Below are 25,883 nucleotides of genomic sequence, written 5' to 3' on the forward strand. Positions count from 1 at the left end.
GGGGAATCAGGGTTGGTCATGGTTGAGCTCCTGTGCGAGGCGCGTGAGGTGTTGCGTGTGTTGGGAGAAGGCTTGTTCCAGCTGCCGCTTGTGGCGGGCGGCGCTCATGGCGAAGCGTACGCTGCCGTTGTGATACAGCAGCCAGGCGCGCTGCTCGCGGATGTAAAACATCAAAAACGTGCCCAATATCAGCAGCGCTGAGCCGAGGTACACCCAGCCCTGGCCGGGCGAGCGGGTCATCTGCAGGCCGGAGGATTTCACTTCGTTGAAGCCGTTTAATTGCAGCAGCACGGGCGAGCCGAAGCGGGTGAGGCCGGTGTAGGCATCGAAGCTGTTGATTAGGAAGCGGTTTCGCTCTTCGCCCTGCGGCCAGTCCAGCCCTTGCTCAGTCAGCGCCTGATCCAGCGCGATGTTACCCGCGCCGAACAGCATCTGGTAGAACAGCTCGCGCATCCGATCCCGCTCGGCGGCGGGGATTTGGGTTTGCACAAATTGGTTGATGCCGGTCAGGCCTTCGCGCGCAAACAGCTCCAGGATGTTGTTCAGCGCGTCGCGGAAGCGGGCTTTGGAGGCCTCGGGCATATCGGCCACCGCGCGGTCGAGCACGGCCTGGCGCTGCTGGGGATCGAGCAGTACGGCGCGCAGGTGCATGAAGGTGTCGGGCTTGCCCTGTTTGTCGGCGGGAATCATCAGCCAGCGGTAGGGCTCGGTGTTGCTGTTGCGCTCGCCGGTGGCGAAATAGTAGTCGCTGCCGCGCCGCAGGGGCAGCATGTAGTTGACGTATTCGTGCGCCTGGCCGGCCTGGTCGCGCAGGCGGAAGGTGATGGTGGGGCCGACGTTGCGCAGGGCACTGGCCTGCTGCACGCTGCGGGCGTCGCTCAGGCGCTGCTGCAGGCTGCCGGGCTGTTGCGGGGCGCTGCTGCTGTCGGCTTCTTCTTCGTTTTCTACATTGAGCGGGCGCAGCTCGGCAAATTCGAGGGTGTATTGTTTATCGGGCTGGTTTTGCCCCAAACGCAGCGGGAAGGCGCTGAGCGAAGCGGCTTTGAGTTCGGTGGCATCGGCGGAGGGGGAACCAAGGTTCCAGGCGCGGAAGCTGAGGCCGGAGCCGCCGTCGCCGAAGCTGGCTTGATAGAGTGTGATGCCGTGCAGGGTGAATGGGTGGTTCACGCGCAGGGTGGGGGTGTAGGTGTCGCCGCTTTGCTTATCGGTAACGATGAGGTCGCTGGCAAAGTTTTTCGGCATGCCGCTGTCGTAGTAATCGACGTGGAATTGCTTGAGGGTGACGCTGAAGGGCAGCTCCTGCACCAGCAGCCCGTTGCCGGTGTCGAGGAAGGTTTCTTGAATGGTTTGCCCTTCGCGGATGTTTACGTTGCCACGGAAGGAGAGTGTGCCGCTGCCGAGGCGGCTTTGTGCGCCGAAATCGTTGGCGAATTGGGCGGTTTTATCGGGCTTGAGGCTACCTGAAAAAATGGCGAGCTTGAGCGGCAGGTTGCTGTCGATGAGACCGCCCAGGCAGATGACGATGATGGCGGCGTGGGCGCAGATGTAGCCCCATTTGTTGATGCTGCCTTTTTTAGCGGCGATGATCAGGCTGCCGTCGGCGCGCTGTTCGCGGCGCACGGCAAAGCCGGATACTTTTAAGTAGCGTTCGGTGATTTCCGGTTGTGGTATTTCGGCCAGCAGGGTGCTGTGTTTCATTGCGGCCAGAGAGCGCTCAGAGGCGTTGAGGCGGAAGCCGCGCATTTCGCGCAGGAAGGGCGGGATGTTGCGCCAGAGGCACAGGCCGGTGGAGAGGATCAGAAAGGCCATAATGACCACGAACCATGGCGCGGAGTACACGTCGTAGAGGCCGAGGAAGCGGAAAATCTGATGCCAGAACGGCCCGAATTCCACCAAATAGGCCACTTCGGATTGGTTTTGCTGCAACACGGTACCGATCACGGAAGCGAGCGCCAGCAGCGAGAGCAGCGCCACGGCGAAACGCATGGAGCTGAGGAAGGCAAACCAAGGCCGCCGCAATAGCGGGGTTTTGGCGGGGGCGGGCGGGGTACTCATAACCGAAAATCCGGCCGGGCGGAAAAGGGAAAAACGGTGGGATTATACCTGATTTAGCGCAAACTTTCGGCGGATTTGCAGAGAAGGGAAAGGCTACCTGAAAAGGAGTTTTCACTTTTCAGGTAGCCTTTGTGTGTTGAACGGGCAAAGGGTTTAATCGTCGGGGTCGAATTTGGAGGAAAGGATACGGCCGCTGCGGGCATCCACGATCACTTCGTAGTCGCCGCGGCGGGCGTCCAGCTCCACTTCATACACGCGGCGGCCACGCCAGGTGGTGAAATCCACGTCGGTTACGCGGGCGCGGGTGTGGCGTGCGGCGATGCCGGCGGCGCGGCTGCTGGAAATGTAGCCTTGGCGCGTGCGGTTGGCTTGGGCGCGCTGCGGGCGGTGTTGCTGGGCGTAGCCGCTTCGGTGGGGATGGTCTTCTTCGTCGCCATGGCGGCCGCCGTCGCCTTTGGCGTTGGCGCTTAGGGATACGGCCATCAGGGCGGCAGCGAGCAGCAGGGCTGATTGGCGTGCGGACATGGAATTTCCTTTCTGTTGGGATGCGGGCAAGAGGGGAAAGGCTACCTGAAAATGTTTTAGCTGCGCAGAAACTCGCGAAGCTCGTTTTCAGGTAGCCTTTTGTTGTTTACTGGATGCGGGTAACGGCTTTTACGTCCACTTCGGTGCGGCGCCATTCTTGGTCGATTTCGGCGTCGAGGCGCACTTTGTCGCGCGGGGTAACGTTCAGGCCGCGCCATACGTCGTCGTCGATTTCCACTTCGATGGTGCCGCTGGCATCGCGGAAGATGTAGTGTTCGCGGCGCACTTGGCGTTCGATGTGGCCTTCGAGGGTAACGCGGGCGTCGTCGGGCAGGTTGCGCAGGTCGGCCACGCGGCTGACGGCGGGCTGGGCGGCGGCAGGCTGGCCGTTTTCGGAAAAGCCGGCGGAGGCGGTGGCGGATACGGCAAGGAGGGCGGTGAGGAGCAGGGCGTTTTTCATGGTGTTTTCCTTTTCAAGATAGGGAGGTGTTAAAAGTAGGCAACGGGTGTTGCCGCTTAGTGGATGGCCCGCATTATAGGGAGGGCGGTTTAGCTGAAAATTAGGGAAGTGGAAAGTTTTGTAAACCTGTTGGGCGGCCTAACGGGAGAGGCTACCTGAAAAACAAAACAGCCGTATCTGATGGATACGGCTGTTGATGGTTTGCGGCCGGTGCGGTTTATTGCAGGCCTTGGATGAAGTTGCCCACGGCGTCCATTTCTTCGTTGCTCATGCGCTTGGCAATGTCGCTCATGATGGAGTTGCCGCGCAGGCCGCTCTGGTAGGCGCGCAGTTGGTCCACGATATAGGATTTGTGCTGGCCGGCCAGGCGCGGATAGGCCACGGTGCCTTCTTTCTGGGTTTGGTTGCCGGGGATGCCGGCGCCGCCCGGGCCGTGGCACGACATACAGGCGGGGATGCCGCGCGAGGCGATGCCGCCGCGGAACAGGCGTGCGCCCAGCTCAGGGTTTTCTTTGGGGTTGGTTTCGCCAGATTTGGGAATCTGGCGGTAGAAGTAAGCGGCCACGTTGGCGATATCCTGCTCGCTTAAGTTCTCCACCAAGGGGCGCATGGTAACGGCGGCGCCGGTGTTGCGCTGGCCGGCTTTAATGGCCAGGGTTTGCTGAATGATGTAGGCCGGATGCTGGCCGGAGAGGCGCGGATACATGGCGATGTTGGTGTTACCGTCGGCGCCGTGGCAGGCAGCACACACGGTGTCGGCGATTTGTTTGCCGCGGGCGGTGTCGGCAGCGGGCGGTGCGGCCAGGGCAAAGCCGGAAACGGCCAGCAGCAGGCCGGCGAGGGTAGTGTGTTTCATGAATATGCTCCGAATCATCGGGCGCTGTTTGCCGCGCCCTCCCAAATACTCTGTTTTCCAACCGGGCGGCCCGATTGAAACCGATATTGTTATAAACGTGGTATTCTATACTAAATTTTACTTTTTGTTCCAGCTTATGCCGCTTTTTAAAAACGCCGAGTTTTATACCACGGTAAACCACCTCAAAGACCTGCCCGACACGCCTGCCGAAATCGCCTTTGTGGGGCGCAGCAACGCCGGAAAATCCAGCGCCATCAACACGCTCACCGGCCACACCCGTTTGGCCTTCGTGTCGAAAACCCCCGGCCGCACCCAGCACATCAACTTCTTCCGCCTCGCCAACGGCTGCTACATGGCCGATTTGCCCGGCTACGGCTACGCGCAAGTGCCCGAAGCCGTGCGCACGCATTGGGTGCAGCTGCTCGGCGGCTACCTGCAAACCCGCTCCCAGCTCATCGGGCTGGTGCTGGTGATGGATGCGCGCCATCCGCTCAAAGAGCTCGATAAGCAAATGCTGGATTTTTTCGCCGCCACCGGCAAGCCCGTGCATATTTTGTTGTCGAAAGCCGACAAACTCTCTAAAAACGAGCAAATCAACACCCTCGCCGCCGTGCGCCGCGCGCTCCAGCCCTTTGCCGAACGGCAGGCTGTGGGCGTGCAGCTGTTTTCCAGCTTGAAAAAACAGGGCATGGAAGAAGTGGATGCCGTGGTGGCCGCATGGTTTGAGCAGTGGCAGGCGGCACACGGGCTACCTGAAAACGGACAAGCCGCCGACAATGAAGGAGAGGCTACCTGAAAACTTCAAAAGCCACTAGAAACAAATCCATTTTTCATAATAGAGGCAACCGGTTTCCCATTCCTTTGCAACCCGCGTTTTAACTTTGTTGGCGCTTCGCTTTCAGGTAGCCTCATCTCAGGCTGCTACAGTCTACCTGAAAACATCAGCGGCAACGAAGCCAAAACCCGCACACACCGCGCCCGCAGGCCGCGCCGCTTAAACTTTTCCAACAATATTTCAGGTTATAATTGCACGATGGACAACCCGCTCACCCTCTTCCTCAACGGCGAATCCGCCACGGAAGCCCTCGCCGGCCGCATCGCCCCCGATTTGGCCGCGCCGCTGGTGTTGTGGCTGGAAGGCGATTTGGGCGCCGGCAAAACCACGCTGGTGCGCGCCGTGCTGCGCCGGCTCGGTTACGCCGGCGCAGTGAAAAGCCCCACCTACGCCATCGTGGAAAGCTACGAGCCGGGCGGCCTGGCGGTACACCATTTCGACCTCTACCGCTTCGCCTCGCCCGAAGAATGGGAAGATGCCGGGCTGGACGATTTATTCGCCGCCCCCGCCGTCCACTTCATCGAATGGCCGCAACGCGCCGAAGGTTTCGTGCCCGAAGCCGATCTGCGCATAGCTCTGCAAATGCAGGGCGGCGGCCGTATCTGCACCCTTAGCGCCGCTTCCGAAAAAGGCAAACAACTCTTGGCATTATGGCAAAACTTACCCGCCGAACTTTCCTAACCAACGGTGCCGGCCTGCTGCTGTTGGGCATCACGCCCATCGGCGCCGCACAAGGCACATCGCATTTCGTGGCCGTGCGCATCTGGCCGGCTTCCTCTTACACCCGCGCCACGCTTGAATCCTCCCGCCCCCTGCAGCACAAATATTTCCTGCTGGATAACCCGCGCCGCCTGGTGGTGGATATCCAGGGCGCCAGTCTCGACAGTGTGGTGCAGAGCCTGCCGCAGAAGCTCAGCCGCAATGATCCTTATGTGGCCGGTATCCGTGTGGGGCAATTCAACCCCGAAACCATCCGCGTGGTGATGGATTTGAAAACCGCTGTCAATCCGCAGGTGTTCGCGCTCGCGCCGGTGGCCAACTTCAAGCACCGCCTGGTAATCGACCTTTATCCCACGCAGGCCGTGGCGCTGGCGCAGGAAGCCAACGACCCGCTGATGGCGCTCCTGCAAGACTACACCAATGGCCGTATCCGCCAAGACGGCACGGCCACCGCGCAGGCGCAAACCAGCGTGCCGCCGGTGCAAAACCACGCCGCCAACACGCGGCGCGGCAACCGCAAGCTGGTGGTGATGCTTGATCCCGGCCACGGCGGCGAAGATTCCGGCGCGGTCGGCCCCAGCGGCCTGCGCGAGAAGGATGTGGTGCTTTCCATCGCGCGCGAAGCCAAGCGCGAGCTGGAACGGCTCGGCCACCAGGTATACATGACGCGCAACGAAGACGTATTTATCCCGCTGGGCGTGCGCGTGGCCAAGGCGCGCAGCCGCAAGGCCGATATTTTTATTTCCATCCATGCCGATGCCTTCACCACGCCGCAGCCGCGCGGCACCGGTGTGTATGCCCTCAGCCGCGGTCGGGCCACCAGCGCCGCCGCGCGCTGGCTGGCGCAGTCGCAAAACGCCTCCGACCAAATCGGCGGCATCCGCGTGAGCGGCAACCGGCAGGTGGACCACACCCTGTTTGACCTGGTGCAAACCGCCACCATCAACGACAGCCTGCGCCTGGGTAAATCGGTGCTCGACGAAATGGGCAAAATCAACCGCCTGCATAAAGGGCATGTGGACCAGGCCGGCTTTGCCGTGCTCAAGGCGCCGGATATTCCCTCGATCCTGGTGGAAACGGCCTTTATCTCCAACCCCACCGAGGAGCGGATGCTGGCCAGCAGCCAGTTCCGCCAAAAAGCCGCCCGCGCGATTACCGCCGGGGCGCAGCGCTATCTGGCCACGGCGGTGGTGGCGCGGCGTTAGTGTGAGGGCGCGCAGACGATTAGTTTGCTTGTAAAGAGGCTACCTGAAAACCTACGATCTGGTTTTCAGGTAGCCTCTTTCAATTTATCGCTTGATGGCAAACGGTTGCCCTAGCTGCTTGGCAGGCTGCCTGAATAAAAGTAAAGCTTCAACGAAGTGAAAACGCAGTGTAGCGGAGTTTCTGCAAAGCTGGCAATTTCAGGTAGCCTCCTTGGTTTGGCGCAGGGCTGCGATGCGTTCGCGGGCGTTGGGGTGGCTGTCGTACCAACGGGCATACCAGCGGTCGTTCACCAGGCTGGCGGCGTTGCTGCGGTAGAGCTTGATGAGGGCGGAAACGAGGTCTTCGGCATCGGTGTGTGCGGCGGCGAAACGGTCGGCTTCGAATTCGTTGCGGCGCGAGGAGAAGCTGCCCAAGGGTGTGAACGGGAAGGCGAACACGGGCAGTACCAGCATCATCAGCAGCAGCGCCATGGCGTGGCTGGGGTAGGCCACGCCCAGCCCGTGATACACGGCGGCGAAGTGGATAATCTGCCCGAGGGCGAACAGCACCAAGAGCGCGAGCAGGAAGCGCACGGCGATCTGCTTCACGATGTGGCGGTGTTTGAAATGGCCGAGCTCGTGCGCCAGCACGGCTTCCACTTCCTGCGGCTGCATGCCTTGCAGCAGGGTGTCGAAGAAGACGATGCGCTTGTTTTGGCCCAGACCGGTGAAATAGGCGTTGGCATGCCCGCTGCGTTTGCTGCCGTCCATCACGAAAATGCCCTTGCTGGCAAAGCCGGTGCGCGCGAGCAGGTTGGTGATGCGCTGTTGCAGCGCTTCGTCGGCCAGCGGCTCGAAGCGGTTGAACAGCGGGGCGATCCACTTGGGAAACGCCCACAGCATCAGCAGGGAAAAACCCAGCCACAGCAGCCACACCCACAGCCACCACAGCGCGCCGGCCGCACCCATCAGATAAATCACGGCATACAGCAGCGGGATGCCGATAAGCGCGCCCAGCAGCAGGCCTTTGATTTGGTCGGCAAAGAAGGTAGCTAAGGTCATGTTGTTGAAGCCGAACGCGGCTTCTAGGCGGAAACTGCGGTAGAGCGCGAAGGGCAGCGACAGCAGGCTGCTGGCCAGCGAAAACAGCACCATCAGCAACACACCTTGGGTGAGCGGCGCAGTGCTGAGGCGGGCGGCGGCTTCTGCGAGCAGGTTCAGGCCGCCACCGAGTGTGAATAGCAGCAGGAGCAAGGTATCGTACAGGATATGCCAGCGCGAGAGCCGCTGTTTGGCCAGCGCATAATCGGCGGCTTTCTGGTGTTCTTCTAGCGTGATCACGGTTTTGAAGTCGCGCGGCACGCGGTCGCGGTGCAGCAGTACGGCGCGGCTCTGGCGCAGCGACAAATACAGCTGCAGCAGGGTGGAGAGGGCGGTAAAGGCCAGGAAAATGGAGAACACGGCGGCAGACATGGGCTGAATCGGTTTCAAATAAAAACGGCGGCAGTATAAGCCAATCTGTGGCCTGCCGCCTGTGTTGTTGCCGATTTAATTCGTGCTGCTCAAAACCGCTGTCGGAAGAGCGGGATGCCGGATTTGGTGGCGGAGTGGCTGAAAATGCCAAGGTTTGGCTGATTTTAGGCGAAAAAAAGCGGCGCATATGAAAAATATGTGCCAAATCTACAAAGGAGAAATAGAGGAGAAACTTGTTAAGCAGTCGTTTCCAACCACTCAACGGGGCGAATTATACGGGCGCTCAGAGGGCGGGGCAAGGCTAATGCTATGATTTAACCTGCTTTTTCTTGATTGTAAGCAAGTGTGAAAGAAGGTGGCTAGCGGCCTGAAAGGGCAGTGGAATTTAAATATACGATAAGGCGGTGCAGCAGCGTTTCGGGAAGGAGGAGGGATGGGATTGTTCGCATTGATGGGGCGGGAAAGAGGCGGGTTGCGTGCAAATCGAGCGGAGGCTTTCGGCTGGTGTTTGGGTAATTAAGTAATCAAGTTGGTTTGAGTGAGGTGTGGCGATGCGGTTTGTGGGAAAGGCTACCTGAAAATATCGGAGGGTTTTCAGACAGCCATATTTTTCAGGTAGCCTGTGTGTGCTGGAAAGGCTACCTGAAAATTTGGGTAGGGGCGGATCTTATAGGCCGTCCCAGTCGTTGAGCATCACGCCGATGCCGATGCTGTTGTGCTTGTGGTTGTAGTCGAGCAGGCTTTCGCCGTAGCCGTGGAAACCTTGCACGTAGCCTTTGAGCCGGCCGGCAATGGGGAAGGTATAGTCGAGCTGGAGGCCGCCTTTGCCGCTGGCGGGGTTGTAGCGGGCGAGGGCGCCGACGGTGTGGCGGTTGTCGAGACGGTAGTTGAGCTGGAGGTCGCCGTAGCCCATGTAGCGGTTGATGTCGGAGTTGTCGTCGTTGCCGCTTTTTTCAGGTAGCCGCCACCAGAGGCGGGGGATGACGGTGAGTTTGCCCCATTCCATGCCGGCCATGGCGTAGAGGCGGTTCCAGGAGCGGGAGATGGGGTCGCTCTGGCCGTTGGATTGGTGCACGGCGCCGACGCCGAGCATGCGCAGGCTGCCGCCGCCAGGTAGGGCGGCTTTCACGGGCTGGGTGAGGAAGATTTCGGGCTCGTAGTCGGTGTTGCGGAAGGGGGAGGACATGGAGCCTTGGTATACCTGCCAGTGGGAAACTTGGGTGTAGCCGAACCAGAGGTCGGCGTTGGTGCCGAATAGGTCTTGCAGCAGCTTGGTTTTGAAGGAGATCTGCATCTTGGCTTCAACGTGGTTTTGGTTTTGCTGCTCTTTGATGGCGGAGGTGTGCTCGGGGGAGGAGGGGTTGCGGTTGGGCGAGCTGTTGTACCAGCCGGGCAGGAGGTACATGGGGCGGTGGGCGCGGACGCTGAGGATGCCGGATTCGTGGTTGACATCTAAATCATAGGCGAGGCTGAGGGGGGTGTAGGCTTCGGGCTGGGTGGGGGCGGCAGGTGGGGCGGTGAGCACGATTTGGGGGCTGCGCTGTTCTTGGCTTTGCTCGAGGCTTTTTTCCAGGTCGATGACGGGTTTGGCCTCGGCGGTGTCGGGCAGGGCCTGGGCGGGCGGCAGCTGGGTGCCGAGGGTGCGGTCGTAGCAGGCGAGGCGGGCGGCGGGGTCGCCGATTTGGGTGCAGGCCAGCGCGTTTTGCGGCACGGTTTGGGCGGCAGATTGGGCGGCAGATTGGGCGGAGGCGGCGAGGAGGGCGCCGGTGCAGAGGAGGAGGCGGGTGGTATTCATGATTCGGATACTTCGTTGGTGGGTGGGGTAAGGCTACCTGAAAATTGGCCAGGTGCCCGACGACATTTTGCGGTATGGCGGTTTGCCTGATTTTAGCTTTGCAGAAACTCCGTTTACTTACGGAAGCTTCGTTTTAACTGCGTTGAAGCTGCGCTTTAGCTTCGCAGAAACTCAGCTTGGGCTGCGCCCAAACATCGTTTTCAGGTAGCCTTTGGGGTGGGTAGGCTGCCTGAACGTATTTTTAGATGTTGCCCATGCGGTAAAACAAATCGGCCAGGGCGGCCAGGCGCAGGGTGTCGCAGCCCCAGCGTTCGGATTTCAGGCGGCGCATCCATAAGATGGGGCGTACGCTGCGTTGCAGGGAGCGGATGATAGCGGGGTCTTGCCGTTGCAGGCAGGTTTTGCACAAGCCGGCGGCTTGGTCGAGCAGGCCTTGGCGCAGCAGGATGTCGGCGGTGGATTGCAGGTAGCACAGCCAGTCTCGGCTTTGGCAGAGCGGGAGGCTGAGCACGAGGGCGGGGTTGTCTTCGAAGTCGATGAAGCCGATGCTGCCCTCGGCGGTGAGCACCATGTTGCGGGCAAAGGCTTGGCTGAGGTATTGCCCTTTGCGGTGTACGGCTTCGATGGCGTGCAGGCCTTGCAGCCAGCCTTCGAGGCTGCCGGCTTCGGTTTGTTTTTCGATGGCGATGAGCAGGGTTTGCTCGCCCGCGTTGCTCATCAAAAGGGCGTTTCCCTGCACGGCGAGAAGCTTGGGCGCGGTAATGCCGGCTGCGGCCAGCTCGCGCAGGCGGCCGGCTTCGATGGCGATGCCGGCGTTGCCGCCGGGGTTGGGCACGGGGGTGAGCACGCCCAGGCGGAGCACTTTACCTAGGCCGTTGAGCAGGCTGTAGCGCCAGGCGGCTTGGCGCGGGGCGGCTTTGCGCAGCCACACGGTTTCGCCGTTGCCGAGCGTGTGGCGGGCGATGGTGGCGGTTTGGGCAGCGGCGAGGGCGGCCAGTTGGGCGGCGTAGTCCATAGCGGGCAGATAAGCTGGGAAAGCAGCATTATAGCGGATATGGCTGTTTTATCGTGCGCAGAGCGGAAAGGAGGCTACCTGAAAATTTCAAGTAGCCTGTTTTGACCTGGCGCCAACACCCTTACTCCCCCGATTAAGGGCGGCACGAAAATGCGCTACAATGCGCCTACTCATCATCACACTCACCCGCACGGGAGCGCACATGATCTACGGCATCGGCACCGACATCCTCGCCATCGGCCGCATCGAGAAACTATACGAAAAATACGGTCACGCGCTGGCCGAGCGCCTGCTCAGCCGCATCGAGCTCTTGGAATGGCGCACCGCCGGCAACAAAACCAACTTTTTGGCCAAGCGTTTCGCCGCCAAAGAAGCCTTTGCCAAAGCCGTGCACACCGGCCTGCGCGCGCCGGTTACGCTGCACCACATCTCCATCGCCCACGACAAGCTCGGCCGCCCCGAATTTGTGGCCGAGCCGCCCTTGCAGGAATGGCTGGAAGCGCAAGGCATCGCACGCGTGCATCTGAGCCTGAGCGACGACAACGGCACGGTGGTGGCCTTTGCCGTGGCCGAGAAAGCCTAGCCCGCTGCCGGGCAGAACAATCATCAAAACAATAAAAACCAGCACATCCATTTTCAGGTAGCCTTCTGCGCAGCATGCAGGGCTGCCAAACCGGTTAATCCAAAGCAAATAGAGAAAGGAACCCGCCATGTTTTACAGCCGCGACGTCGTGAGCAACACCCTGCTATACGAGCGCCCCGCCGACAGTATGGACGCCTTCGGCCAATCTCTGGCCGAAATGCGCACCGCCCAGCGCCGCTTTGCCGCCGCCGGCGTGCAGGCGCGCGTGGCCATGCTCGCCGCCTTCGCCGACCGCCTCGAAGCCGAAAAGCCCCGTCTCGCCCGCATGATTTGCCAAGAAGTCGGCCGCTGCCTGCGCGAGTGCGAAGCCGAGATGGAAAAGTCCGTTTCCCTCATCCGCTATTATGTGAAACTCGCTCCCCAGCTTTTGCAGCACCAAACCATCGCTACCCAGGCCAGCCTCAGCCAAGTGCGTTTCGAGCCCTTGGGCGTGGTGCTCGCCGTGATGCCGTGGAACTACCCCGTGTGGCAGATTATCCGCTTCGCCGTGCCCGCCCTGTGCTCCGGCAACGCCTGTTTGGTGAAACCCGCGCCCAGCGTGGCCCGCGTCACCGCCGCCCTGTTCGACACCGTGGGCAGCGAGCTGCCCTGGCGCGCCGCCTGGCTCGCCCACGAAGACGTGGAGCACGCCATCGCGCAAACCAACGCGCTCGCCTTCACCGGCTCCGCCGATGTTGGCCGCCGCCTTGCCGCCTATGCCGGCGGCTACCTGAAAAAATCCGTGATGGAGCTCGGCGGCAGCAACGCCTTCATTGTGCTCGACGACGCCGACATCGCCCAAGCCGCCGCCGACGCCTGCTACGCCCGCTTCCGCGACGCCGGCCAATCCTGCAACGCCGGCAAACGCATCATCCTCACCCCCGGCATCGCCGAAGAATTCACCCGCCTCTTCCTCGATCACTGCCGCCGCCTCACCCGCGGTAATCCGCTCGATCCGGATACCACCCTCGCCCCGCTGCACCGCAAAGACCTCCAGCTGCAAGTGCACGAACAAGTGCAAGACGCGCTCGAACACGGCGCCAAGCTCCTGCTCGGCGGCGAGCTGCCCAACGAAGCCGACACCACCTTTTACCCCGCCACCGTGCTGGATAACATCACCCCCGCCTGCCGCATGTACCGCGAAGAAGTGTTCGGCCCCGCCGTGGGCATTTTCCACGCCCGCGATGCCGCCGATGCCGTGCGCCTGGCCAACGACAACCCCTTCGGCCTGGGCGCCAGCATCTATTCCGCCAACCTCGACAAAGCCTGGGAGCTTGGTCAGCAAATCGAAGCCGGCAGCGTGTTCATCAACCGCCACACCAGCAGCGACCTGCGCCTGCCCTTCGGCGGCGTGAAAGATTCCGGCTTCGGGCGCGAGCTTTCCGAATTCGGCTTGTATGAATTTGTGAACGTGAAGGCTTATTGGCAGAAATAGCGCGGCGGGGAAAAGGCTACCTGAAAACGATGTTTGGGCACAGCCCAAGCTGAGTTTCTGCGAAGCTAAAGCGCAGCTTCAACGCAGTGGACTGATGTTTGGGCGCAGCCCAAGCTGAGTTTCTGTGAAGCAAAAATTTTCAGGTAGCCTCTTGCTCTTCCCCTGCTGGAAAACATATTCAATCCACCATGAGCGTGAGCATTCTGTATTTTGAAGAAAACCGCCCTTCAGCCGACTATGCCGGATACGGTGAAGTAAACCGCTTCCACCTTCCCGAAGCGTTTGAAGCCTCGCCCATCACGCTGCGGCGCAAAGGGAAAAGCATTGCGGCTTGGGAATTCGGCTGGGGCGCGGCATCGGCCATCTATCGGCCCGATTCCGAATTGCCGTAGCAGCTATCGCAATTTATCGCCGGGCGCCTGCGCCACCCCTGCGTGCAGCCCGTGCTGTTTATCTTCATCAACGACAACCGCGCCGATTTAAACCCTGATAAACACCAACCCGCCGCCATCCCGCTGGCCGATTTGCCCGAGCTCTTCGCGCAGAAAACATTTAACGGCCTATTCCTGATTGAAAAATAAGCGCCGGAGCACCGCTTCAGGCTACCTGAAAATCATTGGACACACACAGGACACACCCATGTCAGTCGGACACTACGAAAACTTCCCCGTCGGCTCGCTGGTGTTGCCGCGCCGCCTGCGCCGCCCCGTGCACGCCATCTACGCCTTCGCCCGTACCGCCGACGACTTGGCTGACGAAGGCGATTTGCCCAACGAAGAACGCCTGCGCCGGCTCGATGACCTGCGCGCCGAGCTTGCCCGCATCGGCGCCGGCCAAAGCCCGCACACCGCGCTCATGCAGCGGCTCCAGCGCGAAGCCGTGCGGCCTTTCGGCCTCCCGCTCGAGCCTTTCTACGACTTGCTCTCTGCCTTCAGCCAAGACGTGGTGAAAACCCGCTATCAGCACTTCGGCGAGCTGGTGGACTACGCCCGCCGCAGCGCCAACCCCGTCGGCCGCCTGCTGCTGCACCTCTACGGCCGCACCGACCCGCTCAGCCTCGCCCAAAGCGACGGCATCTGCACCGCCCTGCAGCTCATCAACTTCTGGCAGGATGTGGCCGTGGATTGGCAGAAAGGCCGGGTGTATCTGCCGCAAGACGACCTGCAAAAATTCCGCGTGAGCGAAGCGCAAATCGCCGCCGGACAGGCCGACGCCGCCTTCCAACGCCTGATGGCGCACCAATGCGAACGCGCCCACAAAATACTCAAAGCCGGCTCCCCGCTGGGCAAAACCCTGCCCGGCCGCATCGGCTTCGAACTGCGCCTGATCATCCTCGGCGGGCAAACCATCCTGCAAAAGCTCGAAACCAACCGCTACGACGTGTTCACCCGCCGCCCCGTGCTCGGCGCGAAAGATTGGTGGCTGATGCTGAAACGGGCCTGGCTGAAGCGTTAGTATTTAGGCAAAGCGCGATTAGAAAGGCTACCTGAAAATAAAGTATTGCGAAGCAAGGATGAGTTTCTGCAAAGCTAAGAGTTTTCAGGTAGCCTTTTTCTAGGAATAGAAAAATGACAGCCCAATCAGGCACAGCTATAATTCGCCCAGCATAACAAAATTTTACAAAAGCATAGTCTATCGGTTTATAAAATTTATTAAGGATTTTAATATGATGCAGGCATCAGACAAGCAAATTGTATCTATCCAACAAGCCTTCCTCAACGACCTGGATGAAAAACTTTGGTCTTCCGCCGACAAACTCCGTCAGCAGCTCGATGCCGCGAACTACAAACACATCGTTCTCGGTTTAATCTTCTTAAAATACATCTCCGACAGCTTCACCGCCCAGCAAGAAAAAATCTTAGCTGACTTGTCCTCCCCTGAAAACCCGCTTTATCTTGACCGCACTTTTTACGATTCGGATGCTGAATATCAAGAAGCCTTAAATTTCGAGCTTGAAAACCGCGACTATTACACTGCCGACAATGTATTCTGGGTGCCAGAACAAGCGCGCTGGAAATCCTTGCAAGAAGTCTCCATTTTAAACACAGGCGCAGAACTGCCCTGGGGCGGCAAATTCGCGGGCGTGGCGCGCTTGATTGACGATGCCTTTGACACCATCGAAAAAGACAACGAAAAACTCAAAGGCGTACTGCAACGCATCAGCGGCTACTCGGTGGAAGAAAACACCCTGCGCGGGCTGATTCTCCTCTTCTCCGACACCAACTTCACCGCGCCCACCTACAACGGCGAACCCGTGCATTTAGGCGCGAAAGACATACTCGGGCACGTTTACGAATACTTCCTCGGCAGATTCGCCCAAGCGGAAGGCAAGCGCGGCGGGCAGTATTTCACGCCAAAATCTATCGTTTCCCTCATCGTCGAAATGCTCGAACCCTACTCAGGGCGCGTGTACGACCCGGCCATGGGCAGCGGCGGATTCTTCGTGCAAACCGAACGCTTTATCACCGCCCATCAAGGCAACATCAACCAGGTTTCCATCTACGGGCAAGAATTCAATCCGACCACGTGGAAACTCGCCGCCATGAATATGGCGATTCGCGGCATTGATTACGACTTCGGCAAACACAACGCCGACAGCTTCGCCCAGCCACAGCATATCGATAAAAAGATGGACTTCATCATGGCGAACCCGCCGTTCAACAGCAGCGACTGGTGGAGCGAATCCCTCGCCGACGACCCGCGCTGGGCATACGGCACCCCGCCGAAAGGCAACGCCAACTTCGCGTGGCTGCAACACATGATTTACCACCTCTCGCCCAAGGGCAAAATGGCGTTATTGCTCGCCAACGGCTCCATGAGCAGCCAAACCAACAACGAAGGCGAAATCCGCAAAGCCATTGTGCAAGCCGACCTTGTAGAAGCCATGGTGGCATTGCCGGGGCAACTTTTCACCAACACCCAAATCCCCGCCTGCATCTGGTTCTTAAACCGCAACAAAGCACGCAAAGGTGAAGTGTTGTTTATCGACGCACGCCAAATCGGCTACATGAAAGACCGCGTCTTGCGTGATTTCACGGCGGACGACATCGCTAAAATCGCTGACACCTTCCACGCCTGGCAAAAATCCGACGGCTACCAAGACACGCCAGCCTTTTGCAAATCCGCCAGCTTGGCAGAGATTGCAGGCAATGATTTCGTCCTCACGCCCGGCCGCTACGTCGGCACGGCAGAACAAGAAGACGACGGCGTACCCTTTGCAGAAAAAATGCAAAATCTGACCGCTCTTTTAAAAGAACAGTTTGCGAAAAGTGCGGAGTTGGAAGCGGAGATTAAGAAGAATTTAGGGGGATTGGGGTATGAGTAAAATCGAATGGATTGAAACTACCGTTGGAGAATACTGCCCATTTATTTATGGTAAAGCACTACCACAGTCAAAACGTATTTCGGTAGATATTCCTGTTTATGGTTCAAATGGAATTGTAGATTTTCACAATTCAAGTTGCGTTGATAGTGCTGGAATTATTATAGGAAGAAAAGGCAGTGTTGGAGCTGTTCATTTATCTGAAAAGCCATTTTGGGTTATTGATACAGCTTTTTATGTAGTCAATGATAATATCGAAGAATTGAAATTCATTTATTATTTACTAAAAACTTTAGGATTATCAGAAATGAATTCTGATTCTGCTGTTCCCGGTTTAAATAGAGAAAATGCACATTCATTAAGAATTAAAATTCCAAAAGATAAATTTCATAGACGTGAAATTGGGAAAAGACTTTCTATTTTTGACGAAAAAATCCAACTCAACACCCAAATCAACCAAACCCTAGAACACATCGCCCAAGCGATTTTCAAAAGCTGGTTTGTGGATTTTGACCCTGTACGCTCAAAAGTTGCAGCCCTTTCAGACGGCAAAACCCAAGCCGAAGCCGAACTTGCCGCAATGTCGGTCATCAGCGGGAAAACAGCGGAAGAACTCACCGTACTTGAACCGGAACGCTATGCAGAATTGGCAGAAATTGCGGCAGCGTTTCCGAATGAGATGGGGGAAGTTGATGGAGTGGAAGTGCCGAAGGGGTGGGAGGTTAAGCGGATTGATGGAGTCGCAAATATCATCAAAGGTAAATCCTACAAAAGTAGCGAACTTGAAGAATCGACAACTGCACTGGTCACTCTAAAATCATTTAATCGCGGTGGTGGTTATCGACTAGATGGCTTAAAAGAATACACTGGTAAATATAAATCAGAACAAGAAGTTTTTTCTGGGGAATTGATTATTGCTTATACCGATGTGACACAAGCGGCAGACGTGATTGGTAAACCAGCAATGGTAATGTCAGATTCTCGCTACGAGCATTTGATTATTTCTCTTGATGTTGGCGTTGTACGACCATTTGATGATGTGTACAAGTATTTTTTATATTGTCTTGCAATGACTGATTCATTCCAAGCTCATACAAAATCATTTTGTACAGGTACAACCGTTTTACATCTCGGGAAAGATGCAGTACCAAGTTTTGAGTTTGTAAATCCAAACGGCAAATTATTAAAAGCATTTTGCAAACAAACATCACCTATTTTTGAGAAGATTAATCTTCATATTGAAGAAAATAAAAATCTTGAGAAGACAAGAGATTTGTTGTTGCCTAGATTGTTGAGTGGCGATTTATAGAACGTATTTAACAGGGCGTGTGCAACAAGCCAAAGATTTAACAGGAATATCCATGATTAACGAAAACACAATAGAACAATTAACGCTAGAACGTTTGGAAAAACTCGGCTGGCAACACTTCTACGGCAAAGACCTCCCTGTTTCCGAAGGCGACTTTGCGCGTGGGGATTTGGGCGGGGTGGTGTTTGTAGAACAGCTTCGCCAAGCGGTGCGCCAGCTCAACCCGAGGCTACCTGAAAATGCGGTGGATTCGGTGGTGGCTTTGGCGACCAAAAGCGAAATTGGCGAGCTGGTGGGGCGCAATCAGGCATTTTATAAATTGCTACGCGATGGCGTGAAGGTGGAATACCGGCAAAACGGCGAGCAGAAGTTTGATGTGGCGCGTTTGGTGGATTTTGAGAACGTAGAAAACAATCGCTTTGTGATGGTGAACCAGTTGGAAATCCGCAGTCGTAAAGGCGGCAAGCGGATTCCCGATATTATCGGCTTTGTGAATGGTTTGCCGCTGGTGGTGTTTGAGCTGAAAAATCCGCTGCGTGAATCGGCGGATTTGTTGCAGGCGTTTAATCAGTTGCAGACGTATAAAGACGAAATCGCCGATTTGTTCGTCTATAACCAAACGCTGGTGATTAGCGATGGGCTGAATGCGCGGCTCGGTTCGCTGTCGGCGGATTTTCAACGCTTCACGCCGTGGAAAGTGGTGGACGAAAAAGCGGACAGCAAGCGGCTGGATTTTGGCGATGAATTGCAAAATCTGCTCAATGGTTTGATGATGCCGCAAAAACTGCTGGATTATATCCGCTATTTTGTGCTGTTTGAGCGCGGTTCAAATGGTGCGTTAATCAAGAAAATCGCCGCTTATCATCAATACTACGGCGTAAATGAAGCGGTGGAATCGACCATTTTTGCCACATCGGAAAAAGGCGACAAACGCATCGGCGTGATGTGGCACACGCAAGGTTCGGGCAAATCCATTTCCATGTTGTTTTACGCAGGCAAACTGCTTTCCCAGCCTGAATTGAAAAACCCGACGATTTTGCTTGTTACCGACCGCAACGATTTAGACGGGCAATTGTTTCAAACCTTCAGCAGCGGCAAGGATTTAATCAAGCAAACGCCGCAACAGGTGGAAGATAGTGATGCGCTGCGCCAACTGTTGAGCGAGCGCGAATCGGGCGGCGTGTTCTTCACCACCATTCAAAAATTCGGCCTGGACGAAGAAGAAAGCCAATTCCCGGTGTTGAACCAGCGTTCCAACATTATTGTCATCAGCGATGAAGCGCACCGCTCGCAATATGGCTTCACGAAAAAATTGCACAACGGCAAATTCCAAGCAGGCTACGCCCGCCATTTGCGCGATGCGCTGCCAAATGCTTCTTTTATTGGCTTCACCGGCACGCCGATTAGTTTGGAAGATCGCGATACGCAAGATGTGTTTGGGCAGTATGTGTCCATTTATGACTTGCAAGACGCGGTGGAGGACGGCGCAACCGTGCCGATTGTTTATGAAGCGCGCCAAATTAAACTCGCCGAAAAAGCCAACCACGAAGAACTGTTTGCGGAAATTGACGAGCTGTTGGAAGGCGAAGACAACCCGAAATTGCGCCTGCGGGAAAAATTGCTCGGTTCACAGGCACGATTGCATGATTTAGCGGTCGATTTTGTCGAGCATTTTGCCAAACGCAATCAGCAGCAAGACGGCAAGGCGATGATTGTGGTGTCCAGCCGTCAGATCTGCGTGGATTTGTATAACCAGATTATCGCCCTGCGCCCTGAATGGCATTCCGATAACGTCAATGAAGGCGCGATAAAAATTGTGATGACGGGCTCGGCAACCGACGCGCCCGAAATGCAGAAACACGTTTACAGCAAGCCCGAAAAACAGACGCTGGAACGCCGTTTTAAAGACCCGAACGATCCGCTGAAAGTGGTGATTGTGCGCGATATGTGGCTCACAGGGTTTGACGCGCCCTGCTGCAATACGATGTATCTCGACAAGCCGATGAAGGGGCATAACCTGATGCAGGCGATTGCGCGCGTGAACCGTGTGTTCGCCAACAAAAGCCGCGAAAACGGCGGGCTGATTGTGGATTATGTCGGCCTGGCGGAAGAGCTGCGCGACGCCACCTTGCAATACACCAATTCCACCGGTAAAGGGCAATTGGCAGAAGATGTGCAAAGCGTGTTCTGCAAAATGAAAGAACAGCTGGAATTTGTCCGCACGTTGTTTGAGACGAAAATTGAGGGCAAAGCGTTTAATGTTCAGGCGGCAATTCAAGAAACCGACCCCGCCGTATTGCTGAAAGCCATCGCACAGGCGGCGAACCATATTGCCACGCTTGATCAACTACCCAACGAAGGGAAAGCCCATGAGCAGCATTGGCACCATGCAGACGACCCTGAACCGCGCAAAAAAGCCTTTCTAAAAGCGGTCGGCAGTTTGAAAAAAGGTTACGCCTTATGCGGCGCGTTACCTGAAGCCGAGCCGTATCAGCAAGAAATCGCTTTTTACGATGCCGTGCGCGCTGTGCTTGCCAAACGTTCGCAAAATGGTAAAGGCAAAAACGAACGCTTGATTCAGCTCAAGGCATTGATTAACCAAAGCATTGTTTCTGAAGGCACGATTGATCTGTTTGACCTGCTCGGCAAGGAACAAACGCAGATAAATCTGTTTTCCGATGAATTTTTGCAGGCAATCAAAAACAGCGAGACCAAAAGCCTGTGGGTGCTGGCGATGGAACGCTATTTGAAGCAGGAAATCAAAGCCAAAGCCAGCCGCAACCTCGCCGCGCAAAAAGATTTCGAGCAGCGTTTGCAAGAGGCACTCACGCAATATCACAATCATAATTTGAGCGTGGTGGAAATTCTCGATGCCCTCGTGCAAATGGGGCGGGATTTTTCCGAACGCTTATCGCGTGGCGAAAAATTGGGTTTAAACACCGCAGAATTGGCGTTTTACGATGCGCTCGCCCAAAATGACAGCGCAAGGGAATTGATGAATGATGAAGTGCTTTCCAAATTGGCAAAAGAAATTACCGATATTTTGCGCAAATCGGTGAGTATCGATTGGCAGCATAAGGAAGCCGTGCGGGCAAGAATCCGGTTGCTGGTTCGCCGCGCCTTGCAGAAATACAAATATCCGCCCGATCAGGCAGAAGGCGCGGTGGAATTTGTGCTGAAACAGGCGGAGGAGATTGCGGATGAGTTAACTAGTTGAATGAAACTGTAGAGAAGGGAGCAGTGCGGCGATTTCCCACAACTAAGGCTACCTGAAATATTTTTCAGGTAGCCTTAGTTGTACCGCGGAGGCCTGCTTTAAGGATACTCAATCAGCGCATAGGCCGAGTGGTTGTGGATGCTTTCAAAGTTTTCGCTTTCCACGGCGAAGCAGTCGATGCGCGGGTCGCTTTTCAGCGCCACGGCGATGTCGCGCACCATGTCTTCCACAAATTTGGGGTTTTCGTAGGCGTGTTCGGTGACGTATTTCTCGTCGGGGCGCTTGAGCAGGCCGTAGAGCTGGCAGGAGGCCTTGCTTTCCACCAAATCGATGATTTCTTCGATGGAAACTTCCTGTTTGTGGCAGGTGAGGGTAACGGTAACGTGCGAGCGTTGGTTGTGCGCGCCGTATTGCGAGATTTCCTTGGAACAGGGGCAGAGGCTGGTTACCGGTGCCAATACTTTGATTTGGTGGCTGTATTCTCCGCTAGCATGCACTTCGCCCTGCCAGCTGACGGCATAGTCGAGGAAGGAGGTGATGCCGCTCACGGGGGCGGCTTTTTTGCGGAAGAAGGGGAAACTGATGTGGATGCGGCCGGCTTGAGCGTCGAGCCGCTCGAGCATATCGAGCGTGAGCTGGTGCAGGCTGGCAAAGTCGAGCACGAGGTGCTGCCGCTCTTCCATCAGTGCCACGAAGCGCGACATATGCGTGCCTTTTTGCGAGGCGGGAAGGGCCACGGTCATGCCGATGCGGGCGATGGTGTGCTGCACGCCTTCCGCGCTTTGGATTTGCAGCGGGAAATGCAGGTCTTTGATGCCCACCTGGTTGATGGGCATATTGCGTTGGTCGGGGCTGCTTTGCACGTCGGCAATGGCATTCATCCGTATTATCCTTTTGGGTGCGTGTGATGGGAAATAGGGTGCGAAGTATAGCCCCGCCGTGGCTTGGGGGCAAATGGCGGCTTGCCCTTATAGCGCGGGTTTATGGCGGCGATTTTTCACGGGCGGGTACGGATTTGGGTTTTGGTTTATCATTGCGCCATTATCCATATTAAGGACCGCCATGAACCTCCTCTTTATCGCCGACCCGCTTTCTACCTTCAAAACCTATAAAGACACCACCTACGCCATGATGCGCGAAGCCGCCAAACGCGGGCATAGGCTGCACCACGCGCTGGCGGGCGAACTTTCCGTACAAGACGGCCAAGTGTTTGCCCAAGCCGCGCCCTTCCAATTTATCGGCGCAAAAGGGGATGATGATCACGCTTGGTTTCAGGCAGCATCCGCCGGGCAGCGCACGCTTGCCGATTTCGACGCCGTGATCATGCGCACCGACCCGCCCTTCGACATGCAGTATCTCTACAGCACCCAGCTGCTCACCCTCGCCGCCGCACAGGGCGCCAAAGTGTTCAACAGCGGGCAGGCCATGCGCGACTTCAACGAAAAACTCGCCATCCTCAACTTCCCCCAGTTTGTTGCCCCCACCCTCGTTTCCACCCGCGCCGCCGACGTGCGCGCCTTTCTGGCCGCACACGGCGACATCATCGTCAAACCGCTCGACGGCATGGGCGGCATGGGCATCTTCCGCCTCACCGCGCGCGACCCCAACATCGGCAGCATCCTCGAAACCCTGATGCAGCTCGACACGCGCACCATCATGGCGCAGCGCTACCTCCCCGACATCGTGCATGGCGACAAGCGCATTCTGGTGATTGACGGCGAAGTCGTGCCCTTTGCGCTGGCGCGTATCCCGCAGCAGGGCGAAACACGCGGCAATTTGGCCGCCGGCGGGCGCGGCGTGGCGCAGGAATTGTCCGAGCGCGACCGCGAAATCGCCGAAACCCTCGCACCCGAGCTGAAGCGGCGCGGCATCCTGCTGGCCGGCCTCGACGTGATCGGCGAAAACCTCACCGAAGTGAACGTAACCAGCCCCACCGGCTTCCAAGAAATCATGAAGCAGAAAGGCTTTGATGTGGCGGCTAAGTTTATCGACGCGGTGGAGCGGAATGCAGGCTAGTTTGCACTGCATGGAAGCCCACGCTTTAGCCTCGCAGAAACTCAGCCTTGGCGCGCCAAGACATCGTTTTAACTTCGTTGAAGCTGCGCTTTCAGGTAGCCTGATCGGCCAAACGGAGGCTACCTGAAAAACAACAAACCACGAACAGGAAAGCAGTTGCCACTTTATTGAATAAGCACGGTTGAAGGCTGGCTGAAAATGATCATCCGCCCGCAACCCAACCCCTCTCCCGCAGGAGAAGGCGGGCAAAGTGCAGGTTTGCCTTAACGCCGCGCCAGATATTTTCAGGTAGCCTTTTGCTGAAAATCCATCCTCCCAACAACGCAACCATAAAAGGAACCCGACACATGAAACCCGGCAAACGCGGCCTCGCGCGCATCATCGCCGCCGCACAGTATTCCCGCGACGGCCTCGCCGCCGCCTACCGCAACGAAGCCGCCTTCCGCCAGCTGGTGTGGCTGCACGCCGTGCTGCTGCCCTTAGCCTGCTGCCTCGATTTCGACACCCCCGTGCGCATGCTGCTGGTGGGCGCCTCGCTGCTCTCGCTGATTGTGGAGCTGTTCAACACCGGCATCGAAGCCGTGGTGGACAGGATTTCCGAAGAGCTGCACCCGCTCTCTAAAATCGCCAAAGATGTTGGCTCGGCGGCGCAAATGGTGGCGCTGTTGTTGTTGGCCGTGTTTTGGCTGATGGCGTTGAACACGCTGTAAGCAGCTGATTGGAAAGGAATGCCATGAATAAGCTAACCCTCCTCGCAGCCGGCCTGCTGTGCCTTGCCGCCGCCGCGCAGGCCGAAGTGCGGGCCAGCCAAGCCTGGGCGCGCTTCACCGTGCCCGGCATGCAGTCCGGCGGCGTGTTTGTGCGGCTGGAAAACGGCCGTCCCGCCGACGCGCTCATCGGCGGCAGCACGCCCGTGGCCGAGCGCGTGGAAATCCACGAGCACATCATGCAGGGCGGGCAAATGCGCATGCAGGCCATGCCGCACGGCCTGCCGCTGCCCGAGCGTTCGCGCACCGAGCTCAAGCCCGGCAGCCGCCATATCATGCTCATCGGCCTCAAACAGCCGCTCGCCGCCGGCAGCCGCTTCCCGCTCACGCTGAAATTCCGCCACGCTCCGGCGCAAACCGTGCAGGTGGAAGTGAAAAGCCCGGCGGAGGAAGCGGGCGGAATGCAGCATCGCCACCATCATCACGCGCATTAGCGGGAGGTTTTCAGGTAGCCTCTTGGCGGGGTGGAGGCTACCTGAAAAATAGAAAGGATAGTTTGGTGTAAAAGATGATTGGAGAGAGATGATGAATGATTTTTTGAAAGCCCTTATGGTTGTGGGTGTAGTGATTGTAGCGATTTATGTTTTCAGTCCCATTCTGGGCATGTTCATATTGTTACCGTTTCTTATGCTTGGTTGGGTTGGTATTTTGCTACTGATTATTTTCATAATTGCTGTAGTGTATGTTGTATCTGTTAGCCTGTTTAACAAGAGTGGAGTGGCATCACCTATACAGCAACAAGAAACGGCTGCATCCCCGCAATGCCGAGCCAATATGCCCCCGCCCGAGCCGCCCGCCACCGACCTCTACGATTTCCAAACGCTGCACGCTTCCTACCACATGCTGCAATGGCTGGCCGACGCCCCCTACCAACGCATCTGCCAAAACATCGAACACCTGCTGCGCCAACAAGTTTCCGACAGCCGCCTGCTCAGCATCGCCGCCACCTCCATGCCGCAATGGCAAACCGTTACCGCACAGGAAGAAGAAAACGGGCAAACCGTCGCCGTCCGCCGCACCGGCCTAGCGTTTGAATTTGTGCTGCACGTGTCCGGCCGGGGCAAAACCCACGAACTGCGCGGCGTGTACACCTGGGCAGGCCGCCGCCTGAACCGCCCTCCCGCCGAACAGCGCCAGCAAACCTGGCTCGACCTGCGCGGCACGCTGGCCAACTTCGGCGGCAGCCGCTTGGCCGAACGCCTGAACGCGATGAGTTAAGCGTTTCCCAGCTTTCCTGCTTTTTTAGCTTCGCAAAAACTCAACTTGGGCTGCGCCCAAACATCGGTCCACTTCGTTGAAGCTCACGCTTTAGCTTCGCAGAAACTCAGCTTCCTTCGGAAACATCGTTTTCAGGTAGCCTTATCCGCCAAACAAAGGCTACCTGAAACATCAGCCACAGGATTCCCAACCCAATGCCAGACAACTTCCAACTCCTCGACGACACCCGCCACATGCTGCAATGGCTCGCCGCCGAACCCTACGCCGAAATCCGCGCCAGCATCGAAAGCATCCTGCGCGATCAGGCCGCCGACAGCCGTCTGCTCGATTTCGCCGTTACCTCCCCGCCCGATTGGCTCACCGCCGCCGCCCGCTCCGCCGGCGAACCCGGCATCGTGGCCGTGAGCCGCACTGCCGTCGCCTTCGAATTCCGCCTGCACGTTTCTTCCGGCGGCCGCACCCACGAGCTTTCCGGCGTGTACAGCTGGGCCGCCTGGCACCTCGACGGCAAAGGCGGGGAGCCGAGCCAGCAAGTCTGGTTCGACCTCGGCGGCACGCTGGCCGAATTCGGCGAAAACGGTAAATTGCGCGAGCGGCTCAATCAAGGGATTGCGGCATGAGCCGGGAGGATAATCGGGTTTGGGTGTTTCAAGGCAGCGGCAGCCAAAATGTGTCCGCCTGCTTTTCTTGCAAAGAAAAGGCAGAGCGCTGGATTGCTCAGCACGCCCTCAGCGGCCTGCTCACCGCCTATCCGATTGACAATCCCGCGTATGAGTGGGCAGTGCAAAACCAAATCATCACGCCCAGCAAAGACTACCAAAAAACCGCCAAATTCATTCAAAACTTCAGCAGCGCCCATTTGGAACACCACCACTACGAAAACGGCCAAGAAGCTTGAATCCCGCGCAACGCGTGGCCATTCCTTCCTGCCGCTGAAAACCTACCCATCGCCCTCGGCGAACGCTACTCCCACGTCAAACCGCAGGCCAAAATCGAAATTTTGCCTTAGCACTAGGCGGGCATTCACGCACGATCTAGCATTGATACGGCTGTATAAAA

The 25,883-nt window shown here is 57.4% G+C and carries 25 protein-coding genes; 17 read left to right on the forward strand and 8 right to left on the reverse strand.

What is annotated here, in order from left to right:
- Positions 1 to 6: 6 nt before the first annotated feature.
- The 4 genes from H9Q10_RS02290 to H9Q10_RS02305 all read right to left on the reverse strand — a co-directional run bounded on the left by H9Q10_RS02290 (position 7) and on the right by H9Q10_RS02305 (position 3,896).
- Positions 7 to 2,055, reverse strand: coding sequence for a cytochrome c biogenesis protein ResB (locus tag H9Q10_RS02290; RefSeq protein ID WP_197902430.1), 2,049 nt, complete (start codon positions 2,053 to 2,055; stop codon positions 7 to 9).
- A 153-nt stretch (positions 2,056 to 2,208) separates the two neighbouring features.
- Complete coding sequence (locus H9Q10_RS02295; RefSeq protein WP_197902431.1) at positions 2,209 to 2,580, reverse strand: PepSY domain-containing protein; 372 nt, start codon at positions 2,578 to 2,580, stop codon at positions 2,209 to 2,211.
- Positions 2,581 to 2,686: 106 nt separating this feature from the next.
- Positions 2,687 to 3,040, reverse strand: a complete 354-nt coding sequence (locus H9Q10_RS02300; RefSeq protein WP_197902432.1) for a YgiW/YdeI family stress tolerance OB fold protein — start codon at positions 3,038 to 3,040, stop codon at positions 2,687 to 2,689.
- 217 nt (positions 3,041 to 3,257) lie between these two features.
- Positions 3,258 to 3,896, reverse strand: a complete 639-nt coding sequence (locus tag H9Q10_RS02305; RefSeq protein ID WP_197902433.1) for a c-type cytochrome — start codon at positions 3,894 to 3,896, stop codon at positions 3,258 to 3,260.
- Between the two features lie 136 nt (positions 3,897 to 4,032).
- Between H9Q10_RS02305 and yihA the strand changes: the two genes are divergently transcribed.
- From yihA to H9Q10_RS02320, 3 genes are all read left to right on the forward strand, one after another.
- A complete protein-coding gene (gene yihA, locus H9Q10_RS02310; RefSeq protein ID WP_197902434.1) occupies positions 4,033 to 4,692 on the forward strand; it encodes a ribosome biogenesis GTP-binding protein YihA/YsxC in 660 nt (219 codons plus the stop codon).
- A 237-nt stretch (positions 4,693 to 4,929) separates the two neighbouring features.
- Positions 4,930 to 5,412, forward strand: a complete 483-nt coding sequence (tsaE, locus tag H9Q10_RS02315; RefSeq protein WP_197902435.1) for a tRNA (adenosine(37)-N6)-threonylcarbamoyltransferase complex ATPase subunit type 1 TsaE — start codon at positions 4,930 to 4,932, stop codon at positions 5,410 to 5,412.
- A complete protein-coding gene (locus H9Q10_RS02320) occupies positions 5,382 to 6,656 on the forward strand; it encodes an N-acetylmuramoyl-L-alanine amidase (RefSeq protein WP_197902436.1) in 1,275 nt (424 codons plus the stop codon). Before tsaE ends, H9Q10_RS02320 begins: the two co-directional genes overlap by 31 nt.
- Positions 6,657 to 6,854: 198 nt before the next feature.
- Here H9Q10_RS02320 and H9Q10_RS02325 read toward each other — a convergent pair whose 3' ends face one another.
- The 3 genes from H9Q10_RS02325 to H9Q10_RS02335 all read right to left on the reverse strand — a co-directional run bounded on the left by H9Q10_RS02325 (position 6,855) and on the right by H9Q10_RS02335 (position 10,918).
- Positions 6,855 to 8,108: a M48 family metallopeptidase gene (locus H9Q10_RS02325; RefSeq protein WP_197902437.1), complete on the reverse strand. Its 1,254-nt coding sequence runs from the start codon at positions 8,106 to 8,108 to the stop codon at positions 6,855 to 6,857.
- Positions 8,109 to 8,775: 667 nt separating this feature from the next.
- Positions 8,776 to 9,903: a phospholipase A gene (locus H9Q10_RS02330; protein WP_197902438.1), complete on the reverse strand. Its 1,128-nt coding sequence runs from the start codon at positions 9,901 to 9,903 to the stop codon at positions 8,776 to 8,778.
- A 241-nt stretch (positions 9,904 to 10,144) separates the two neighbouring features.
- Positions 10,145 to 10,918 carry a BUD32 family EKC/KEOPS complex subunit gene (locus tag H9Q10_RS02335; protein ID WP_197902439.1) on the reverse strand — a complete coding sequence of 258 codons (774 nt, stop codon included), beginning with the start codon at positions 10,916 to 10,918 and terminating at the stop codon, positions 10,145 to 10,147.
- A 202-nt stretch (positions 10,919 to 11,120) separates the two neighbouring features.
- Between H9Q10_RS02335 and acpS the strand changes: the two genes are divergently transcribed.
- The 8 genes from acpS (at position 11,121) to H9Q10_RS02375 (ending at position 20,823) form a co-directional block, all read left to right on the forward strand.
- Positions 11,121 to 11,501 carry a holo-ACP synthase gene (gene acpS / locus H9Q10_RS02340; RefSeq protein ID WP_197902732.1) on the forward strand — a complete coding sequence of 127 codons (381 nt, stop codon included), beginning with the start codon at positions 11,121 to 11,123 and terminating at the stop codon, positions 11,499 to 11,501.
- Between the two features lie 127 nt (positions 11,502 to 11,628).
- Positions 11,629 to 12,975, forward strand: a complete 1,347-nt coding sequence (locus H9Q10_RS02345; RefSeq protein ID WP_197902440.1) for an aldehyde dehydrogenase family protein — start codon at positions 11,629 to 11,631, stop codon at positions 12,973 to 12,975.
- Between the two features lie 188 nt (positions 12,976 to 13,163).
- Entirely contained in the window at positions 13,164 to 13,367 is a 204-nt protein-coding gene (locus H9Q10_RS02350; protein ID WP_197902441.1) for a hypothetical protein, read from the forward strand.
- Between the two features lie 42 nt (positions 13,368 to 13,409).
- On the forward strand, positions 13,410 to 13,556 hold the full coding sequence (locus tag H9Q10_RS02355) for a hypothetical protein (RefSeq protein ID WP_197902442.1): 147 nt from the start codon (positions 13,410 to 13,412) through the stop codon (positions 13,554 to 13,556).
- Positions 13,557 to 13,614: 58 nt separating this feature from the next.
- Complete coding sequence (gene hpnC, locus H9Q10_RS02360; protein WP_197902443.1) at positions 13,615 to 14,430, forward strand: squalene synthase HpnC; 816 nt, start codon at positions 13,615 to 13,617, stop codon at positions 14,428 to 14,430.
- Between the two features lie 211 nt (positions 14,431 to 14,641).
- The gene (locus tag H9Q10_RS02365; RefSeq protein ID WP_238480118.1) at positions 14,642 to 16,300 is read left to right on the forward strand and encodes a class I SAM-dependent DNA methyltransferase; all 1,659 of its coding nucleotides are present in this window, start codon (positions 14,642 to 14,644) and stop codon (positions 16,298 to 16,300) included.
- Positions 16,293 to 17,606 (forward strand): restriction endonuclease subunit S, encoded by a 1,314-nt coding sequence (locus tag H9Q10_RS02370; protein ID WP_197902444.1) that lies wholly within the window; start codon positions 16,293 to 16,295, stop codon positions 17,604 to 17,606. The genes H9Q10_RS02365 and H9Q10_RS02370 overlap by 8 nt, the downstream gene beginning before the upstream one ends.
- A 52-nt stretch (positions 17,607 to 17,658) precedes the next feature.
- Positions 17,659 to 20,823, forward strand: a complete 3,165-nt coding sequence (locus tag H9Q10_RS02375) for a type I restriction endonuclease subunit R (RefSeq protein WP_197902445.1) — start codon at positions 17,659 to 17,661, stop codon at positions 20,821 to 20,823.
- 98 nt (positions 20,824 to 20,921) lie between these two features.
- On the opposite strand, the gene folE2 is transcribed toward H9Q10_RS02375, so the two are convergent.
- Complete coding sequence (folE2, locus tag H9Q10_RS02380; protein ID WP_197902446.1) at positions 20,922 to 21,704, reverse strand: GTP cyclohydrolase FolE2; 783 nt, start codon at positions 21,702 to 21,704, stop codon at positions 20,922 to 20,924.
- A gap of 181 nt (positions 21,705 to 21,885) precedes the next feature.
- Here folE2 and gshB point away from each other — a divergent pair, with 181 nt between their 5' ends.
- The 6 genes from gshB (at position 21,886) to H9Q10_RS02410 (ending at position 25,722) form a co-directional block, all read left to right on the forward strand.
- Positions 21,886 to 22,839 (forward strand): glutathione synthase, encoded by a 954-nt coding sequence (gene gshB / locus H9Q10_RS02385; RefSeq protein WP_197902447.1) that lies wholly within the window; start codon positions 21,886 to 21,888, stop codon positions 22,837 to 22,839.
- A 347-nt stretch (positions 22,840 to 23,186) separates the two neighbouring features.
- Positions 23,187 to 23,549 (forward strand): diacylglycerol kinase, encoded by a 363-nt coding sequence (locus tag H9Q10_RS02390; RefSeq protein ID WP_197902448.1) that lies wholly within the window; start codon positions 23,187 to 23,189, stop codon positions 23,547 to 23,549.
- Between the two features lie 23 nt (positions 23,550 to 23,572).
- Complete coding sequence (locus tag H9Q10_RS02395; protein WP_197902449.1) at positions 23,573 to 24,040, forward strand: copper chaperone PCu(A)C; 468 nt, start codon at positions 23,573 to 23,575, stop codon at positions 24,038 to 24,040.
- Positions 24,041 to 24,380: 340 nt separating this feature from the next.
- Positions 24,381 to 24,824, forward strand: coding sequence for a hypothetical protein (locus H9Q10_RS02400; protein WP_197902450.1), 444 nt, complete (start codon positions 24,381 to 24,383; stop codon positions 24,822 to 24,824).
- Positions 24,825 to 25,018: 194 nt separating this feature from the next.
- Positions 25,019 to 25,444 carry a hypothetical protein gene (locus H9Q10_RS02405; protein WP_197902451.1) on the forward strand — a complete coding sequence of 142 codons (426 nt, stop codon included), beginning with the start codon at positions 25,019 to 25,021 and terminating at the stop codon, positions 25,442 to 25,444.
- Positions 25,441 to 25,722, forward strand: a complete 282-nt coding sequence (locus H9Q10_RS02410) for a DUF7710 domain-containing protein (protein WP_197902452.1) — start codon at positions 25,441 to 25,443, stop codon at positions 25,720 to 25,722. The genes H9Q10_RS02405 and H9Q10_RS02410 overlap by 4 nt, the downstream gene beginning before the upstream one ends.
- Positions 25,723 to 25,883 lie beyond the last annotated feature (161 nt).

Source organism: Eikenella glucosivorans, assembly GCF_016025525.2.
Lineage (GTDB): Bacteria > Pseudomonadota > Gammaproteobacteria > Burkholderiales > Neisseriaceae > Eikenella > Eikenella glucosivorans.